Below are 18,592 nucleotides of genomic sequence, written 5' to 3' on the forward strand. Positions count from 1 at the left end.
AGGATTATGCGTTAACTGCAAGAAATAACCACTTTCAGGACGGAAAGGCTGGTCATCAATTGTCATAACGGCAGATATCAGTTAAGTCGAACTGTTGTTGGAAAGGTTATTAAGATACTTGATGATGCAGAATGATATTGAAAGTACAACCGACCCAGGCCGGGCCGGCTGTTTGTTGACACGACTATTTTTACAATAGATCTGTGATCATTTTTTCCAGTTTTTCCTGGTCTATCGCAAATTTGCGGATACCTTCGGCCAATTTGTCAACGGCCATAGGATCCTGATTATGCTGCCAGTAAAACGCAGACTCGCTCATTCTGGCGGGACGGGCTTTCACTTCCCCTGTATAGGATAGTTTACGAGCAACTTCACCCTGGCTTTCCGCCAGTTCCTTCAATAACGCAGGCGCGATGGTCAGACGATCACAACCAGCCAGCTCGGTAATTTCACCAATATTACGGAAGCTAGCGCCCATCACCACGGTCTCATAACCATGTGATTTGTAATACTGATAAATTTCGCTGACGGAAACCACACCGGGATCTTCATGTGGCGCAAATTCTTTTTTATCACCATTGGCCTTGTACCAATCCAGAATACGTCCAACAAACGGGGAAATCAGGAATACGCCAGCTTCGGCACAAGCACGTGCCTGAGCGAAAGAGAACAGTAGAGTCAGGTTACAGTTGATTCCTTCCTTCTCTAATTGTTCGGCAGCACGAATGCCCTGCCAGGTAGCGGCCAGCTTGATCAGGATGCGATCATTGCTGATACCTGCATCATTATACAGTTTGATCAGATGCTTCGCCTTGGCAACGCTGGCTTCGGTGTCATAAGACAGACGAGCATCCACCTCGGTGGAAATTCGTCCTGGAATCAGCTTCAAAATTTCCAGACCGATATTAACCGCCAGTTTGTCGGTGGCATCAGTAAGTTGCTGCTCGCGTTTGCTACTTTGTACTCGCGCCCAGTCAATAGCATTATCAATCAATTTGCGATATTCAGGGATTTGTGCGGCATTCAGAATCAGGGAAGGGTTGGTAGTGGCGTCCTGCGGCTGGTACAGCTTCATTGCCGCGATATCGCCAGTATCAGCCACGACTGTTGTTAGTTGGCGTAGGGAAGTCAGTTTATCCGTCATGTTGGCCTTTCTCATTGTTAGTGCATGAACTGGTGGCAAAGTGCTACTGCCAGTAGCCTGATAATAACACGCGCGAAAACCGGTGCAAGTTGCCCTTTTAAAATCACACCCGCATTTTAACAGGTTATTTATACTTATAAATCATAAGGATAATTACACTATAACAGATATTGCAATAATCACGTCAAGCTGTACAGGGACTGGTGCGCTGAATATCGGCAGTGTTATCGCTGATTACCTTGCCCTCTCAGAACCATTGCCCCTTTCTTTCCAGTTTTTTGCTACAGTAGACCCATCAGAACTGAATGGGATACGCCGATGCTAATTACTATTTCCCCTGCAAAAACACTGGACTACACCAGCCCTCTGCCAACCGAGCGTTATACCCAGCCAGCATTGCTCGATTATTCGCGGCAACTAATTGAATATTGCAGACAGCTCACCCCGGCGGACATTGCTTCCTTGATGGGGATTAGCGATAAACTGGCCGGACTAAATGCCGGGCGCTTTAATTACTGGCATCCAGACTTTACGCCGGAAAATGCCCGGCAGGCACTGTTGGCATTTAAAGGTGATGTATATACCGGGATGAATGCGGAAAGTTTTAGCGATACGGATTTCGATTTTGCCCAACAACATTTACGAATATTGTCCGGGCTATATGGTGTCTTGCGCCCACTGGATTTAATGCAGCCATACCGGCTGGAGATGGGAATAAAACTCGCTAACCGCGCTGGAAACAATCTCTATCAGTTTTGGGGGGATATCATCACCGAAAAGCTGAATCAGGCGCTGAGAGAACAGGGAGACAATATCCTGATCAACCTGGCTTCTGATGAGTATTTCAAGTCGGTAAAACCGCACAAACTAAACGCGCGCTTAATCAAACCTGTCTTTCTGGATGAAAAGAATGGCAAATTTAAAGTCATCAGTTTCTATGCCAAGAAAGCCCGTGGCCTGATGAGCCGTTTTATTATCCAGAATCAGCTTTCTCAACCAGAACAGTTGAAAGATTTCAACCTGGAGGGTTATTACTTTGAATCCAGTGCATCCTCTGCCGATGAGTTGGTTTTTAAACGGCACGAACACTGAGTGACAACAGATAACAACCAATAACACCGGACAAAAAAGGTGACATGACGTCACCCTTTCCTCTGGACTCATCCTTTGCTTAACGCGGCAGTTCCATCAAGAATTTACGCAACGTGGCAAACTCAGGCGCAAAATGATGAGAGAGCAGCGGCAGTTCGGCTCTTTCGGCCAGTGCCTGCGGCAATTCTAGCGTTTTCCCCAGAATCGCTTCTACGCTTTCCTTGAATTTCGCCGGATGCGCCGTTCCCAGGAACAGACCAAACTCGCCCGGCTGAAGCTGATCACGCAGCAAACGGTAAGCAATCGCCGCATGTGGCTCAGAAGTATAACCCAATGCTTCCAGCTCAAGCATGGTCGCTTTAGTGGTTTCGTCACTCACGGCACCGAAACCCAGTTCGTTGAGTTTCCAGGCTTTACGGCGGAATAATTCTTCCACACGCGGCCAGTTGTTAGGCTGACTGACATCCATGGCATTGGATAAGGTCGCTACCGTCGGATTCGGTTGCCATGCGCCGTTTTCCAGGAAACGCGGCACGGTATCGTTGACATTGGTAGCAGCAATAAAGCGCTTCACTGGTAACCCAAGAGATTTCGCCAGCAATCCTGCCGTCAAATCACCAAAGTTTCCACTGGGGACTGAGATAACCAGTTGATTACGTAATGCCTGTGGCAGCTGTGCCACCGCTTCAAAGTAGTAACAGATTTGTGCTAACAATCGACTGATATTGATAGAATTTGCAGAATTCAGCCCGACAGTTTGTTTCAGCTCTTCATCATCAAATGCTTGCTTCACCAATGCCTGACAGGCATCAAAATCACTATCGATGGCGATGGTGTGAATGTTTCCCCCTAACGTGCAGAATAGTTTTTCCTGCAACGGGCTGATTTTGCCGCGCGGATAGAGGATCACCACACGCACATTTTTCAGTCCGTAAAACGCATGGGCTACCGCCGCGCCGGTATCGCCGGATGTGGCTGTCAGAATGGTAATTTGCTGATCACCTGCGACTTCTGTCAGCATTTGCGCCATAAAGCGACCACCAAAATCCTTAAACGCCAACGTCGGACCATGGAACAGCTCCAGCGCCGCAATATCTTCACTCACCGAAACCACGGGCGCAGGAAAACAGAATGCGGCTTTAACCCGTTGGTAAATGGTTTCATCAGGCATTTCATCGCCAATGAAAGCGGACAGGATACGACTGCTGCGGGTAACAAAATCCTGAGACAGCAGATTATCAATCTCTGTCAGGTTAAATTCCGGTAGTTCCAGTGGAAAAAATAGCCCTTGCTGACTACCCAGCCCTTGCTTGATCGCCTGAGCAAAATCTACCTGTTCATTGTGATCTTTCAGATTGTACAGTTTCATGCGTTATCCCAATTGTCGCGCGCCTGTCGTATCCAGACGGCAAATATGAACAAAACCTTCTTCATTTTGCAGATAATTAATCCGCAGCCAATCAGCCAGACGCTGGGCCACGCTCATATCATTGCACACCGAGAACAGCGTCGGCCCCGAACCTGAAATACCACAAGCCAGTGCACCGATATCCTGTGCGGCATGACGAGCCTCGGCAAAACCCGGCAACAGCTGCGTGCGATAAGGTTCCGCAATGACATCTTTCATCAGTTTAGCCGCTAATGCAGCCTGACCGGTGTGGCAGGCATGGATAAATCCTGCCAGATAACGGCCATGGCTGATGCAGTCCTGACGACGGTATTGTGCCGGTAGAATGGCTCGCGCCTCTGCGGTAGAAACTTTAATCCCCGGATAGGCCATCACCCATAACCAATCGTCAAATCCTGGTACCGACTGGCTGATGATGTCGTTTTCTCCAATCATCAGTTGAATGCCCCCTAAAAAACAGGGAGCGACATTGTCATAATGGACGCTACCGGAAATACGACCTTCCAGCTCCCCCATCAACGTCAGCAACCGGGTATCATCCAACGGCTTATCACAGAATTCATTCATTGCCACCAAACCAGCCACGACGGAACAAGCGCTGGAGCCAAGCCCGGAGCCAATCGGCATGTTTTTCTCCAACCGCATGGCTACCGGGATCGTCTCACCAATCTCCTGGCAGAAACGCTCCCAACACTGATAGACAATGTTCTGTTTCGGGTCGTCAGGCAATTTACTGACAAATCGGCCCTCATTCTGCAGGCTGAACTGGTCAGCCGCCTTTACCGATACACAATCACCCAGTAACGCACCATCAACTGGAGAAACCGCCGCACCGAGCACATCAAATCCAACACTCACATTACCAATGGATGCCGGGGCATAAACCCTAACCATAATTAAACTCCCACCTTCCATGACAGCGTGCGCAACAGGTCAGCAAAGACCCCGGCCGCAGTCACATCATTTCCTGCTCCGTATCCGCGCAAAACCAAAGGCAGCGGCTGATAATAACGACTGTAGAATGCCAGCGCATTCTCACCGTCTTTCACCTTGAACAACGGATCATCGCCACCAACAGCACTGATTTTTACCTTACATTTCCCGTTTTCAATCATACCGACATAACGTAACACTTTTTCTTCTGCGCGAGCCTGTTCAACACGGTGGGCAAACGCGCTATCCACTTCAGGCAGACGAGCCAGAAAACTTGCCACATCGCCTGAAGCGTCAAAACTGTCAGGCAGCACCGATTCAACCTCAATATCGCTCAGTTCCAGTTCATAACCAGCTTCACGAGCCAGAATCAGCAGTTTACGAGCAACATCCATACCAGAGAGATCATCACGAGGATCCGGTTCGGTATACCCTTTCTCTTTCGCTTGCCGTGTTGCTGCAGATAATGACATGCCTTCATCCAGCTTACCGAAAATAAAGGACAGGGATCCAGAAAGAATACCGTTAAACCGGGTCAGTTCATCCCCCGCATTTAACAGATTTTGCAGGTTTTCAATCACCGGTAAACCTGCACCGACATTAGTATCATAAAGGAATTTACGGCGAGACTGGGCGGCAGCACTACGTAGTTGATGGTAATAATGCAAAGAACCGGTATTGGCTTTCTTATTTGGCGTCACAACGTGAAAACCATCGGCAAGGAAGTCAGCATACTGGTCAGCTACCGCCTGACTGGATGTGCAGTCAACAATGACCGGATTCAACAGATGGTACTCTTTTACCAGTCGAATCAACGTCCCCAGATTGAAAGGCTCACGAGCTTTGCTCAAATCATCACGCCAGGAGTCCATGGAAATACCATTGATATCAGTTAGCAACGCTTTGGAGTTGGCAATACCACAGACTCGCAGATCGATGTGTTTCTGCTTCAGCCACAGCTGCTGGCGGTGGATCTGCTCCAACAGCGCGCCACCTACACCGCCTACCCCGATGACAAATACATCGATCATTTGATCGGTATTGAACAACATCTGATGCGCCACACGTACACCTGTGGTTGCGACATCATTATTCACCACTACAGAAATGGACCGTTCTGAAGAGCCCTGAGCGATAGCAATAATATTGATATTGGCACTAGCCAATGCAGTGAACAGACGGGCAGACAACCCCCGCAGTGTACGCATACCATCGCCCACTACAGAAATGATCGCCAGCTGCTGCACCACACCTAACGGCTCCAGCACGCCCTCTTTTAATTCCAGATAGAACTCATCTTCCAGCGTTTTACACGCCCGCGATAGCTCGTTTTGCGAAACACAGAAGCTGATACTGTATTCCGACGAAGACTGGGTAATCAGCACGACGGAAATACCCGCCCGAGACATGGCAGCAAAAACACGGGCCGCCATTCCCACCATTCCCTTCATACCCGGGCCGGACACATTGATCATGGACATATTATTCAGATTGGTGATGCCTTTAACTGGGTACTGTGTGTCAGTGCTTTCCATCCCAATCAACGTACCTGGCGCCTGAGGATTCTCAGTATTTTTAATAAGACAGGGAATCTGGAACTGGGCAATAGGAATGATAGTTCGGGGATGAAGGACTTTGGCACCGAAATAGGAGAGCTCCATTGCTTCCTGGTAGGACATTGACTTCAGCAACCGCGCATCCGGCACCTGACGCGGGTCACAGGTATATACGCCGTCCACATCCGTCCAGATCTCACAGCAATCGGCACGCAAACAGGCCGCCAACACCGCAGCCGAATAGTCAGAACCATTTCGGCCCAGCACCACCAGCTCGCCTTTGTCATTACCGGCCGTGAAGCCTGCCATCAGAATAATATGATCCTGGGGGATCGCCTGCTCCTGGATACGACGGGTGGACTCAACAATATCTACGGTGGATTCCAGATAGTGTCCTTGCGCCAGCAGTTGCTCAACAGGATTAATCACTGACACCTGGTACCCACGCGCCTGAAACACCCCCTCCATGATAGCAATCGACAATTTCTCGCCGCGGCAGATAATCGAGGCATTCACGCTATCCGGACACTGCCCCAGCAATGAGATACCGTGCAATATCTGTTTGAGCTGGGCAAACTCCTGATTCACCGCGGCTTTCAGGCGGTCATGCGGAAATCCCGGTTGAGCCTGGGACAACCCTTGTAATAATGAGGAAAAAATAGACTCTGCATCGCTGATATTCGGCAATATATCCTGTCTGGCAACGGTTTTATCAATCATGGCAACCAAATGATTGGTTATTTTGGCCGGTGCTGACAGTACAGTAGCAACCTGTCCTTGACGTGCATTGCTTTCAATAATGTCGGCAACACGCATGAAACGCTCTGCATTTGCCACCGATGTCCCGCCAAATTTCAACACTCGCATTTTTATCAGTTCTCCTGAATTTCAGCCTAAAAAAAAGCCCGCACTGTAAGGTGCGGGCTTTTTTTGATTCTTTTCTACGCGTCAGCCCGCACCGTTACTAATCGTACCGGTGGTGGTAATAATAATCGTGCTCAGGCTGATATAACGCATTGCGTAAATTTCTCGTCAGTTAAAAACTCTGTCTGCCCTATTAGTTAGGGCAATCACACTACTAAGTCAATGGATTTCTTCTATTCCATCCAAAACCCTTGCAGATGCGAGCGGCATAATACTCCAATAAAATAAAAAAAATAAAATTAAAACTGTTAAAACCATAACATAAAAGAATATTAACTTATAAAATATTCAGTTAACTTTATCTTATTTTGATAATGCTTTTTCTACATCATGCAACAAGGTATGGAGCATGGCTGTGTCACGCTGCGCCAGTAACCCCAGACGCTGATATAGCCAGTCACGCAGCTTCTCATCCTGCACTGCGTCAACGACCATCAGCAATCTGTCAATACGTTGCCGCAACGCCAGTAATTGCCCTGGCTGAGCAGGAGCAACGCTTTCAGAGCAAACCTGCATCAACGAAGCGAGTTGATAACAGTAGACCATGACCGCCTGGCCAAGATTTAATGATGGGTAATCCGCCTGCATAGGTACACCAGTTAATAGATCTACCAACGCCAGTTCATCGTTGGTCAATCCCGAATCTTCACGTCCAAAAACCAATGCGGCAGAATGAACCCAGTGCTGCTTTTCATCCATAATGTCCAGCAATTCCGTCGGTGTGCAGTAATAATGGAAACGCGCTCGGCTACGGGCTGTGGTCGCTATGCTGAAATCAATATCGGTCAACGCCTCAGACAATGTAGTAAACGTTTCGACACCATCAAGAATATCTCCTGACCCATGAGCTACCCAACGGGCTGCAGGTTTCAGATGAACGGTACTATCGACAATACGCAACCGACTGAATCCCATTGTTTTCATTGCTCTTGCAGCCGCTCCCACGTTTTCTGCCCGGGCTGGCGCTACCAAAATGATATAAAACCGCACACAACCTCTCCTCTCCAATACCAAGATCGCAGTCATACCGATTGTTCGATAAAACAGCAAGCATAAACCGGGTCATAATTAACAAGGAAACAACAAGTTCAAATAAAACAACGGACAAAAAATGAAATTGACTTTCATCGTAAAAATGCCAAAGGAGGCAAATATTTCAAGAAACAAGAATAAATCCTTTTTTATCAAAACAGTAAACTCAAACTGTTATTTTTTCATACCACTAATACTACGATTAGTATTTACTATGCTGAATCGTGTAGAAAAACGCTAAATTGTGACTTAGGCTGACAATCTTGTAAGTATTTTTCACAAAATAGTTAACGTGCTACAATCAAATTTGATATATGTCAACAGAACCGTAGATTTGCCAGCAGATGAAATAAGCGCTCACTGTTATGTTGCTGTTAATAAGGTTAAACTGAGCGCCGCCTTAGGTTCTGTTGCACAGTCTCATCTTCATCTGTCATGCCGATAACCTTGCAGATGAAAAAGTACATCGAAACGTATTTACGTACTTGAGTCAAATGCCAAGTGATGCAGTGAATACTGTTCCTGAATCACTCGATAAAACAAAGACTTCTGTACTCCCGAATCTCTATATTTAGTTGGCAATTTTAGGTAGCAAACATGCAGACCCCGCACATTCTTATTGTCGAAGACGAGTTGGTAACTCGTAATACCCTCAAAAGTATTTTTGAGGCCGAAGGATACATTGTTCACGAAGCCACTGACGGCGCTGAAATGCACCATATTCTGTCTGAAAACGACATAAATCTGGTGATCATGGATATCAATCTGCCGGGTAAGAATGGCTTATTACTGGCGCGTGAATTGCGTGAACAGGCCAGTGTGGCCTTGATGTTCCTCACAGGCCGGGACAATGAAGTTGACAAGATCCTGGGCTTGGAAATCGGCGCTGACGATTACATCACCAAACCATTCAACCCACGTGAATTGACTATCCGCGCACGCAATTTGTTATCTCGCACCATGAATTTAGGTGGCGGAGCAGAAGAACGTCATTTGGTGGAAAGCTACCGCTTCAATGGCTGGGAACTGGATATCAACAGTCGTTCTCTGGTCAGCCCGGCGGGTGAACAGTACAAACTGCCACGCAGTGAATTTCGTGCCATGCTTCACTTTTGTGAAAATCCGGGCAAAATTCAGTCTCGAGCCGAACTGTTGAAAAAGATGACGGGACGTGAGTTAAAACCACATGACCGTACAGTTGATGTCACCATTCGGCGTATCCGCAAACACTTTGAATCTACCGCCGATACACCAGAAATCATCGCGACTATTCATGGTGAGGGTTACCGTTTCTGCGGTGATCTGGAAGATTAATACTATAGGCCGGAGTCTTATCTCCGGCCCGTATTATCTTACGCTGCCCACTATTGTGTTTTACCCCACGCCACAATCGGCACTGCACTCAACGCGTTTTTCGGCGAACCGTCTACCAGACGATCAGAGTAGGTTAAATAGACTAATGCGTTACGCTTCTGATCGTAAAACCGTACCACTTGCAGTTTTTTAAAAATTAGCGAAGTACGTTGCTGAAATACCACACTACCTTTCCCTTTACTGTTAATAATCTTATCGCTCAACGTAATTGGTCCCACCTGTTGGCAGGAAATGGCCGCGTCAGAAGTATCTTCTGCCAACCCTAATCCGCCTTTAATACCGCCGGTTTTGGCTCGGCTGAGATAGCAGGTTACGTTATCGACGCCGGGATCATCAAACGCCTCGACGATTATCTTATGATCTGGGCCTAACAGCTTAAAAGCCGTATCTACCGAACCAATTTGTTCAGCATAAACTGATGTAGCGCTTATCATCAGCAATCCAAGACTAAAAAACTGTTTTTTATTCATCATCCTATTTCTCTATTTAGTAACAAAAAATTGTTTGCCTTGACTGGTTAAAAAGCATCTTGTTAGATAAATTTCTGTAATATTGCACGCTAGTCAAATAATCTATTCGATACCCACAAAAAACTTGTGGCAGTGCCTGAAGAAAAAAATTGCTATCATGCAAAGTCTTATATGTTTAGCACTCAGTGTTCTATGAGGATGATCTATGGATCAAGCCAGTATCATACGTGACCTGCTTAACTGGCTGGAAGGTCATTTGGACCAGCCTTTATCACTGGATAATGTAGCGGCAAAAGCAGGCTACTCAAAATGGCATTTGCAGAGGATGTTTAAGGATGTAACGGGCCATGCTATAGGTTCATATATCCGTGCTCGTCGGCTCACCAAAGCAGCGGTTGCTCTGTGTCTGACCAGTCGCCCAATTTTGGATATCGCGCTGCAATATCGTTTCGATTCGCAACAGACTTTTACGCGAGCCTTCAAAAAACAGTTTGCACAAACGCCAGCATCTTATCGGCACGCTGATGACTGGGATACTTTTGGTATCCACCCACCGCTTCGGTTAGGTCCGTTTACCATGCCGCAGCCACAGTTTATCACTATGCCTGAAACCCACTTGGTAGGGGTAACGCAAAATTGTAACTGTAGTTTGGAACAGATGTGTAACTTCCGTACTGAAACCCGCGTTCATTTCTGGCGTCAGTATCTTGGTGATATAAAACCCATTCCACCAATACTGTATGGATTACATCACTCTCAACCAAGTAAAGATAAAGATGATGAACATGAAGTGCTTTATACTACGGCACTGGAGCCACAGCACGTGCCTGAAGGGATTCATCCTGGAACTCCAATTCTACTGCCAGGCGGAGACTATTCATTGTTCGTCTATGAAGGGCCGAAAGACGATTTGCAGGACTTTATTGTTACCCTGTACGACACCTGCTTGCCGACCTATAAGCTGATACGTCGCCAGGGATTTGACGTTGAGCGATTCCACCCTCAGGAAAATCAGGATGAACACTCACCTGAAATCACTAAAACCATTCGTTGTGAATATTTAATTCCAATACGGAGTTAACGTTGCAATTCATCCAGAGCCGGGGCGTCGAGATGAGAAACGTCTCCGGCTGTTTCCACAACCCAACCTGATGCCAGCCACAAACTCTGCTGGTAGTCAATACGGGACAACGAACAGTTACGCAGACGCAGACGGCGCTCTGCCCAAGCTGGAAGCCCCAGCAAGGTACTGATCAGGCATCCCAGCGCAATACCGTGACTCACAAATAATGGACGGCTTCCATCCGGCAATGACAGACATTTATCCAGAACCCGATGAACACGAAGTGCCAGCTCAGCCATTGACTCACCCTGTGGGATACGGCCATCCAGTGTACCATTCACCAGTTGTTTACGCCAACCTTCTTCTTCACTGCTAAGCGAGTCGATCAAGCGCCCTTCCAGGATTCCCATGTCCAACTCACGTAAACCCGGCTCCATCAAGATCTGACTGCATCCACAGGCTTGAGCGATAATGTCAGTAGTGCGACGAGTGCGCCCCAAATCACTGGTAAAAATATGGGTAATCCCCAAACTTTTTACACGACCCGCGACCAGACAGGCCTGATGCTCGCCTGCTGATGTCAATATACTGTCAGACTGCCCCTGAATACGTCGTGCCACGTTCCATTCTGTTTCCCCGTGGCGAACAAGATATACCTGTAACATGATTGTTTTCCGTTATACTGCATAAAATTAACTACAAGTGTAGAGAATCATTATGTATTACGTTGTAGCGGCTACGACTAATCCGTCAAAAATCAACGCCATAACTTTAGCATTTGCTGATGTTTTTGGCGCAGATAATTGCCGCATTGAAGGTGTTGATGTCGACAGTGGTGTTCCCTATCAACCACTTGGCTCAGTAGAAACTCGTACTGGAGCCAGAAATCGGGTAATGATGGCTCGCCAGGTTCGCCCAGAAGCTGATTTTTGGATCGGTGTAGAAGCAGGTATTGAAGAAAGTATGACCTTCGCCTGGATGGTGATAGAAAACGCTCATATTCGCGGTGAATCTCGGTCAGCCAGCCTGGTATTACCAGAAAGTATTCTGCAAGGCATCCGGGAAGGCCGTGAACTGGGTGATGAAATGGCACGACTGACCGGCATACAGGATATCAAACATCAAGGCGGCGCCATTGGCTTTTTTACCGCAGGGAAACTGTCTCGCGCCAGTGTTTACCATCAGGCACTGCTGCTGGCACTGGTACCTTTCCATAACGAACTCTATCAACAACCCGCGGCGACATCATCAATCTGACGGCGTTTGTCTTTATGCTTCATCCTCAGACAATAACTGCACTTCCAGCCAGTTTTTCAACTCTGGAGGTGCCGCTTTCAGACTGTTTGAACCACGGGTAATGGTAGCGATGCCCGCCCCCAACTCGTTTTTCAACTCCCGTTGGCTCATTTTGCCGTGCATCAGCTCCTGTACAATACGTACTCGTGTCCCCAGAGCAGCCCGCTCATCCGGAGTCAAAAGCAACTGCAACAAGGGCTGTTCAAGATTTTCAGCCACGGACTGTTGCAGTAATGCAATGAAACGTAACCAATTTTTGCTATCTTGCTCAGAAAGAGCAGGATCGTTGGGAAATAACGGTGTCATAACAACCTGCCATACTATTTAACTAGTACATCAGCATACCACACTAATCAAAAAACAACAGAAGGCCATATAGTGCAAAACACCGGAGAGAAAGCCGCACTAACGGCAGCTTTCTCTGTTAATGGATAGCATGATTAGTAACGACGCTGCCACTCGCTGTTTACCAGTAACTGAGTCGGGCGATGAAGGAAATTACGGTAGAAGGCATCATAAGCCAGCACATTTTTCACATAACCACGCGTTTCTGAAAATGGAATACTCTCGACAAACGCCACCGCATCAATCCGACCATCACTATTTTTCAGCCAGCTTTTCACCCGTGACGGACCAGCATTATAAGCAGCCGATGCCAGGATGCGGTTCTGACCAAAGGATTGATAAACATATTCCAGATAATTGGTTCCTAACAGAATATTGATTTTTGGATCCAATAACTGACTGCTATTGTTGTAGCTGATGATGTTATACATTTTAGCCGTGTGTTGAGCAGTCGCTGGCATCAGTTGCATCAAACCTGAGGCCCCGGCTGCGGAGCGAGCCTGTGGATTCCAGGCACTTTCCTGGCGGGCAATCGCCATCGCATAACTCTGCGTAATGCCTTTGCCTTGTGTGGCCTGACGGAATTCATCACTCCAGGCTAACGGGAAACGCTCTTCAAGATAATTCCACAACTTCGCAACAATCGTCGCCTGAACGCTCAAATCAGGCCAGTGCTGTTCAAATGCAAAACGAGCCAATTCTTCCTGCTGCAGACGATCGCTACTGGCAACCAGCGAAGTCCATTCAGCGCGGGCCAGATTATCCATCTGCCAAAACATCAATTCGCGGATACGGGCAATTTCAGGCTGTTGGCTAATCGATGGGTCAGGTTTGGCCGCTACCATAACCGTTAGAGGATAATTAACATTCAGCTTCTGCGCGGCCACCATAGGGTAGAATCCACGCTTTTTCATCAATTCGCGTAGTTGTGCTTCACCTTCCGAACGGTGTCCCTGGTCCAATAATAGTACTGCCTGCCAGTAACGCCACTCATCTTTCTGCAGGACCGAATTTGGCAAATAAGATAGCCAGAGCGCTAATCCTTTTCTGTCTCCCGCCCCTAGCGCCAGACGAACCCGACGTTCCAATAACGAAATGGAAGTACTGCGCTGAATCACCGCATCACGCCAACGCGCCTGTTCAGGCGTCACATCACTGCCCATCAGGTTCCAGGCAATATCCTCTTCCATTCCCTGCCGCTCTTCATCGCTCATCTTTTGCAGACGAACGATGGACGACAACACCGATCGTGCCTTATCTGGGTCTTGTCGGGCCATACGATGGAATGCTGACAATGTCACTTTACGGGTAAAATCCGTCGGCCCAACCGAACGAGCGAACTGCTCAACCGTAGTCGGATTGTTCAGAAGTTTCATCAACGCATCACTCATGGTCTTATAATCTGCCGGGAGTTGCTGCAATAGATGGCTCACCAATCCAGTGTTGCCCGTCGATATCGACAGCCGTATCCGTTCCAGAATCGTCAATGGCGTCATACCACCGGATTGCTGCCAGGCAGTAAACAGTTTGTCACAAGCGGATGGCAGTGAATGTCCTGTCAGCCAGATATCCCGGGTTTGTTCCCATACCGTCTTTCCCTGACCGGTCATCCACTGTGCATACAGGTAATTGCAACGTGCAGTAACCGGTTTTGGCGATTCTGGGCTGAAGGCCAGCAACCCAGACCAATCCTGGCGGCGCGCCAACTCATTAACAAAACTGGTTTTCAGATTACGGACCATAGGTAACGTTGGATATTTGGCGATAAACTGCCTGACCTGGTCTGCACTCAGTTGCGACATATCCTGCGTTAACAAGCGGTATTCCAGATAAGGATAAAGTGGGTAGGTTTGCAGGGTTGGCATTAATTGCGCCACGGTATCCAGTTGGTTATTATCCAATGCTAGCTTCACCTGTTGATACCGCTGACGCTGCGCATCAAGCGTGTCGGCCTGCACATAATATGAAATACCCGCCAACCACAATACCGCCAGAGCATATCGCCAAAAAACTGCATTAAACATGCTTACCTTGACCTCATTCGTTATCACTTCCGTAATCGATATAACGGCTGAACATCAGCATAAACGCTCACGACATCCACACTCGTAACTACAACACCCTATTTATGTTGGTTAAGTGTGGCACATCCTATCCAAGTACGATACGTCATACTGATATCAGAACGGTGTGAAATTCTACAACATGTTGTAACAAACCAATTGGAGGAAACCTTTCCCTCCCGCTTTACAAGTACGGAATAAAATGGTGGGAATAGGCATCGCATACTGAAGCAGCAAATCGCCGGATAGCTGGGATCGAACGATGAAACCAGCTAAACTCCGTCAACAGACCAAAGGCTTATTGAGATAAGTTCTGACTCATTTGCCGGATGTGGTACATCCCATCCAGTGCTACCACCAAATATGTGCTCCGAATCCCGTAGCGCATCGCTAAAACTGACAGAGAGAGGCTCAGAGCAACGTGGCTCAATATGTTTACACCATGCACCGCGTCGGCAAAGTGGTTCCGCCGAAACGCCATATTCTGAAAAACATCTCCCTCAGCTTTTTCCCAGGTGCCAAGATTGGCGTTCTGGGTTTGAACGGAGCGGGTAAATCGACCCTGCTGCGTATCATGGCTGGAATAGACAAAGATATCGAAGGCGAAGCTCATCCACAGCAGGGAATCAAAATAGGCTACCTTCCCCAGGAACCGCAGCTCAATCCTGAACAAACCGTGCGTGAAGTTATAGAGGGAGCCGTCAGTGACGTAAAACATGCGCTGACCCGTCTGGATGAAGTGTATGCGGCTTATGCCGACCCGGATGCCGACTTTGACAAGCTGGCCAAAGAACAGGGCGAACTGGAAGCCATTATTCAGGCGCATGACGGGCACCATCTGGACAACCAACTAGAACGTGCGGCAGATGCGCTGCGTCTGCCACCATGGGATGCTCAAATCAAACAGCTCTCCGGGGGGGAACGCCGCCGGGTTGCCATCTGCCGTTTGTTGCTGGAAAAACCGGATATGCTGCTGTTGGATGAACCAACCAACCACCTGGATGCAGAATCAGTTGCCTGGTTGGAACGCTTCCTGCACGACTATGAAGGTACTGTTGTCGCCATCACTCACGACCGTTACTTCCTGGATAACGTCGCCGGCTGGATTTTAGAGCTGGACCGTGGAGAGGGAATTCCGTGGGAAGGTAATTATTCCTCCTGGCTGGAGCAGAAAGATCAACGGCTGGCACAGGAAGCCTCATCTGAAGCTGCCCGTCGTAAATCTATTGAGAAAGAACTAGAGTGGGTACGACAAAATCCGAAAGGCCGTCAGGCTAAAGGCAAGGCTCGTCTAGCCCGGTTTGAAGAACTCAATAATACGGAATATCAGAAACGTAACGAAACCAGCGAACTGTTTATTCCACCGGGTCCTCGGCTGGGGGATAAAGTACTGGAAGTACAGAACCTTACTAAATCCTATGGTGACCGCGTATTAATTGATAACCTTTCTTTTTCTCTGCCGAAAGGGGCAATTGTCGGGATCATTGGTCCTAACGGTGCAGGTAAATCCACACTGTTCCGCATACTCTCCGGCAAGGAGCCTCAAGATTCCGGTACCGTTACACTGGGTGATACGGTGCAACTGGCTTCCGTGGATCAGTTCCGCGACAGTATGGATAATAGCAAAACCGTATGGGAAGAAGTCTCTGGCGGTCAGGACATCATGCGTATTGGAAACTTTGAAATTCCAAGCCGTGCCTATGTTGGTCGATTCAATTTCAAAGGTGTGGATCAAGGCAAGCGTATCGGCGAACTCTCTGGAGGAGAACGCGGACGCGTGCATTTGGCGAAGTTATTACAGGTTGGCGGCAATATGCTGCTACTCGACGAACCGACCAATGACCTGGATATCGAAACTTTGCGGGCACTGGAGAACGCGCTGTTGGAGTTCCCCGGTTGTGCCATGGTGATCTCCCATGACCGGTGGTTTCTGGATCGTATTGCTACCCATATCGTCGACTACCAGGATGAAGGTAAGGTGGATTTCTTTGAAGGTAACTTCACAGAATACGAAGAATACAAGAAGCGTACACTAGGCGCAGAAGCCCTGGAACCCCATCGCATCAAGTATAAAAAAATGGCGTAACGTTACGCCATTTTACCGAAGCCCGCTGAAAAGCGGGCTTTTATTTATATGGGAGTGGAATTAAAAGGTTTCCCAATTCTGTTCGCTGCTACTCTTTCTACTGTTACCAATAGCTATTGTGGCAGACGTCGATGGTGCCACGCGAGGTGGTAATGACGTCCGGGACTGAGTATTGTCTGTCAGATGATGGCTAAGCTTGAATACCGCTACTGCCTGCGTCAAACGCTCGGCCTGCGACTCCAGCGAGGAGGCTGCTGCTGAAGCTTCTTGTACCAATGAGGCGTTCTGTTGAGTGGTGCCTTCCATTTCAGATACTGCCTGATTCACCTGCCCGATACCGCGACTTTGCTCATCAGATGCTGAAGCAATTTCGCCCATGATATCTGTCACACTGGTCACAGCCTTCACGATTTCATCCATGGTATTACCCGCTTTAGCAACCAGTTCTGAACCAGTGCCCACCAATCGACCTGACTCTCCAATCAGCGATTCAATCTCTTTTGCCGCCTGCGCACTACGTTGTGCGAGATTGCGAACTTCACCAGCAACCACCGCGAAACCCCGACCTTGCTCACCCGCTCTGGCCGCCTCCACTGCAGCGTTCAACGCCAAAATATTAGTCTGGAAAGCAATACTGTTAATCACCGTGGTAATTTCAGAGATTTTCTTCGAACTGGAGGAAATCTCATTCATGGTATCAACCACATCCTGAACGATATGTCCCCCCTGTTCTGCCTTGGTGGAGGCGTTTCTTGCCAATTGACTGGCATGATTAGCATTTTCAGAGTTCTGTTTCACCGTGGCAGTCAACTGCTCCATACTGGAGGCCGTTTCTTCCAGCGCAGCGGCCTGCTGCTCAGTACGGGAAGAAAGATCAACGTTACCGGCACTGATTTCCGATGCACCCTGATAAATTGAATCTGCACCTTCACGCACCACGGTAACAGTATTGGTCAAGGAGCTCTGCATATCTTGTAAGCTCACACCCAACGTACCGATCTCATTACGACCAAATGTGACTGGTGGTAGCGTCAGATCACCTTCTGCAATTTTCTGAATGCGGGTGACCAGCGTATTGATCGGTGCCAGAATAACCCGGCGAATAACAAAATAGATAAGGATTGCCAACAAGATCGCCGCCGCAAAAGCAGACGCCATAAAGATATAACCCAGTCGGGAGTTTCTAGAAGCAATATCATTAATTTGCGCGACATAACTTGTCAGATAACTGATTTCCTTGCGCACAGGCACGGTATAATTATCATCCAGTTGGCGCACTGTGGTCGTTTCCAATTCGATCAAACCTTCGAATTCCCCATTACGTGCAGCCTCTTGTATCGGTAATACGCCTTTATCCCGGTACGCGGCATAGGTTTCTTTAAGCGTTTTATCCAGCGCTTTTTCCTGCTCGGACTTATCTGTGCGGGCCATATACTCATCAAAACGTTTCTGAGAGCTTTTGACTCGCGCACTACCTTCACTAAAAGTCTTATTATATGTGTCTTTATCACCAATTCGAGTCGCAGCTGCCGCCTGTACAAACAACTGACGAGCAACACGAAGCTGATCCATACTGCTACTGATACCTGCACGAATATCAGACATACGGTTAGCGGTAGCTAGCGAATCATTGCTCTGTTTCAAGAAATAACTGGCAGTACCAATAGAAAGTGCAAACAGAATCAAAATAATAGTAAGCAACGTAATAAACAGAGTAACAAGGCGAATATTACTGATAGAGGAAGGTTTCCCTTTTTGTTCTGACATTCCGAGCTCTCAATTTCACAACAGATCTGCTGACTACTT

At 47.9% G+C, this 18,592-nt stretch carries 15 protein-coding genes and 1 other annotated feature; of the genes, 5 read left to right on the forward strand and 10 right to left on the reverse strand.

The features are described from left to right. Window positions 1-190 precede the first annotated feature (190 nt). Entirely contained in the window at window positions 191-1,144 is a 954-nt protein-coding gene (gene tal / locus PCO85_19720) for a transaldolase (GenBank protein WJV53363.1), read from the reverse strand. A 318-nt stretch (window positions 1,145-1,462) separates the two neighbouring features. On the opposite strand from tal, the gene yaaA reads away from it, so the two are divergent. Continuing rightward, complete coding sequence (gene yaaA / locus PCO85_19725; GenBank protein WJV53364.1) at window positions 1,463-2,236, forward strand: peroxide stress protein YaaA; 774 nt, start codon at window positions 1,463-1,465, stop codon at window positions 2,234-2,236. Window positions 2,237-2,315: 79 nt separating this feature from the next. Here yaaA and thrC read toward each other — a convergent pair whose 3' ends face one another. The 4 genes from thrC to PCO85_19745 form a co-directional block, all read right to left on the reverse strand. Further along, the gene (thrC, locus tag PCO85_19730; GenBank protein ID WJV53365.1) at window positions 2,316-3,605 is read right to left on the reverse strand and encodes a threonine synthase; all 1,290 of its coding nucleotides are present in this window, start codon (window positions 3,603-3,605) and stop codon (window positions 2,316-2,318) included. A gap of 3 nt (window positions 3,606-3,608) precedes the next feature. Next, on the reverse strand, window positions 3,609-4,538 hold the full coding sequence (gene thrB, locus PCO85_19735) for a homoserine kinase (GenBank protein ID WJV53366.1): 930 nt from the start codon (window positions 4,536-4,538) through the stop codon (window positions 3,609-3,611). 2 nt (window positions 4,539-4,540) lie between these two features. Next, window positions 4,541-7,000 (reverse strand): bifunctional aspartate kinase/homoserine dehydrogenase I, encoded by a 2,460-nt coding sequence (gene thrA, locus PCO85_19740; GenBank protein ID WJV53367.1) that lies wholly within the window; start codon window positions 6,998-7,000, stop codon window positions 4,541-4,543. Window positions 7,001-7,027: 27 nt separating this feature from the next. Further along, window positions 7,028-7,143, reverse strand: a sequence feature (Thr leader region). Window positions 7,144-7,360: 217 nt separating this feature from the next. Next, complete coding sequence (locus tag PCO85_19745) at window positions 7,361-8,047, reverse strand: tRNA/rRNA methyltransferase (GenBank protein WJV53368.1); 687 nt, start codon at window positions 8,045-8,047, stop codon at window positions 7,361-7,363. A 639-nt stretch (window positions 8,048-8,686) separates the two neighbouring features. Between PCO85_19745 and arcA the strand changes: the two genes are divergently transcribed. Continuing rightward, window positions 8,687-9,403: a two-component system response regulator ArcA gene (gene arcA / locus PCO85_19750; protein ID WJV53369.1), complete on the forward strand. Its 717-nt coding sequence runs from the start codon at window positions 8,687-8,689 to the stop codon at window positions 9,401-9,403. A gap of 50 nt (window positions 9,404-9,453) precedes the next feature. Here the strand turns inward: arcA and creA are convergent, their stop codons facing one another. Then, window positions 9,454-9,933, reverse strand: coding sequence for a protein CreA (gene creA, locus PCO85_19755; GenBank protein ID WJV56148.1), 480 nt, complete (start codon window positions 9,931-9,933; stop codon window positions 9,454-9,456). A 205-nt stretch (window positions 9,934-10,138) separates the two neighbouring features. Here creA and robA point away from each other — a divergent pair, with 205 nt between their 5' ends. Continuing rightward, window positions 10,139-11,014, forward strand: a complete 876-nt coding sequence (gene robA, locus PCO85_19760) for an MDR efflux pump AcrAB transcriptional activator RobA (GenBank protein WJV53370.1) — start codon at window positions 10,139-10,141, stop codon at window positions 11,012-11,014. On the opposite strand, the gene gpmB is transcribed toward robA, so the two are convergent. Next, entirely contained in the window at window positions 11,011-11,661 is a 651-nt protein-coding gene (gene gpmB, locus PCO85_19765) for a 2,3-diphosphoglycerate-dependent phosphoglycerate mutase GpmB (GenBank protein ID WJV53371.1), read from the reverse strand. The genes robA and gpmB overlap by 4 nt on opposite strands. Window positions 11,662-11,713: 52 nt before the next feature. On the opposite strand from gpmB, the gene yjjX reads away from it, so the two are divergent. Next, window positions 11,714-12,253, forward strand: coding sequence for an inosine/xanthosine triphosphatase (gene yjjX / locus PCO85_19770; GenBank protein ID WJV53372.1), 540 nt, complete (start codon window positions 11,714-11,716; stop codon window positions 12,251-12,253). Window positions 12,254-12,265: 12 nt separating this feature from the next. Here the strand turns inward: yjjX and trpR are convergent, their stop codons facing one another. Both trpR and sltY read right to left on the reverse strand, forming a co-directional pair. Further along, on the reverse strand, window positions 12,266-12,598 hold the full coding sequence (trpR, locus tag PCO85_19775; protein ID WJV53373.1) for a trp operon repressor: 333 nt from the start codon (window positions 12,596-12,598) through the stop codon (window positions 12,266-12,268). Window positions 12,599-12,732: 134 nt separating this feature from the next. Beyond that, window positions 12,733-14,661 (reverse strand): murein transglycosylase, encoded by a 1,929-nt coding sequence (gene sltY, locus PCO85_19780; GenBank protein ID WJV53374.1) that lies wholly within the window; start codon window positions 14,659-14,661, stop codon window positions 12,733-12,735. Window positions 14,662-15,121: 460 nt separating this feature from the next. Between sltY and ettA the strand changes: the two genes are divergently transcribed. Further along, window positions 15,122-16,786: an energy-dependent translational throttle protein EttA gene (gene ettA / locus PCO85_19785; protein ID WJV53375.1), complete on the forward strand. Its 1,665-nt coding sequence runs from the start codon at window positions 15,122-15,124 to the stop codon at window positions 16,784-16,786. Window positions 16,787-16,846: 60 nt separating this feature from the next. On the opposite strand, the gene PCO85_19790 is transcribed toward ettA, so the two are convergent. Next, on the reverse strand, window positions 16,847-18,553 hold the full coding sequence (locus PCO85_19790; protein ID WJV53376.1) for a methyl-accepting chemotaxis protein: 1,707 nt from the start codon (window positions 18,551-18,553) through the stop codon (window positions 16,847-16,849). Window positions 18,554-18,592: the final 39 nt, after the last annotated feature.

Source organism: Prodigiosinella aquatilis (genome assembly GCA_030388725.1).
GTDB classification, from domain to species: Bacteria; Pseudomonadota; Gammaproteobacteria; order Enterobacterales; family Enterobacteriaceae; genus Prodigiosinella; species Prodigiosinella aquatilis.

Bases quoted from the DNA above. Each gene is read 5' to 3' on its own strand.
- tal (WJV53363.1), bottom strand. From the start codon at position 1,144: ATGACGGATAAACTGACTTCCCTACGCCAACTAACAACAGTCGTGGCT.
- yaaA (WJV53364.1), top strand. From the start codon at position 1,463: ATGCTAATTACTATTTCCCCTGCAAAAACACTGGACTACACCAGCCCT.
- thrC (WJV53365.1), bottom strand. From the start codon at position 3,605: ATGAAACTGTACAATCTGAAAGATCACAATGAACAGGTAGATTTTGCT.
- thrB (WJV53366.1), bottom strand. From the start codon at position 4,538: ATGGTTAGGGTTTATGCCCCGGCATCCATTGGTAATGTGAGTGTTGGA.
- thrA (WJV53367.1), bottom strand. From the start codon at position 7,000: ATGCGAGTGTTGAAATTTGGCGGGACATCGGTGGCAAATGCAGAGCGT.
- arcA (WJV53369.1), top strand. From the start codon at position 8,687: ATGCAGACCCCGCACATTCTTATTGTCGAAGACGAGTTGGTAACTCGT.
- creA (WJV56148.1), bottom strand. From the start codon at position 9,933: ATGAATAAAAAACAGTTTTTTAGTCTTGGATTGCTGATGATAAGCGCT.
- robA (WJV53370.1), top strand. From the start codon at position 10,139: ATGGATCAAGCCAGTATCATACGTGACCTGCTTAACTGGCTGGAAGGT.
- gpmB (WJV53371.1), bottom strand. From the start codon at position 11,661: ATGTTACAGGTATATCTTGTTCGCCACGGGGAAACAGAATGGAACGTG.
- yjjX (WJV53372.1), top strand. From the start codon at position 11,714: ATGTATTACGTTGTAGCGGCTACGACTAATCCGTCAAAAATCAACGCC.
- trpR (WJV53373.1), bottom strand. From the start codon at position 12,598: ATGACACCGTTATTTCCCAACGATCCTGCTCTTTCTGAGCAAGATAGC.
- sltY (WJV53374.1), bottom strand. From the start codon at position 14,661: ATGTTTAATGCAGTTTTTTGGCGATATGCTCTGGCGGTATTGTGGTTG.
- PCO85_19790 (WJV53376.1), bottom strand. From the start codon at position 18,553: ATGTCAGAACAAAAAGGGAAACCTTCCTCTATCAGTAATATTCGCCTT.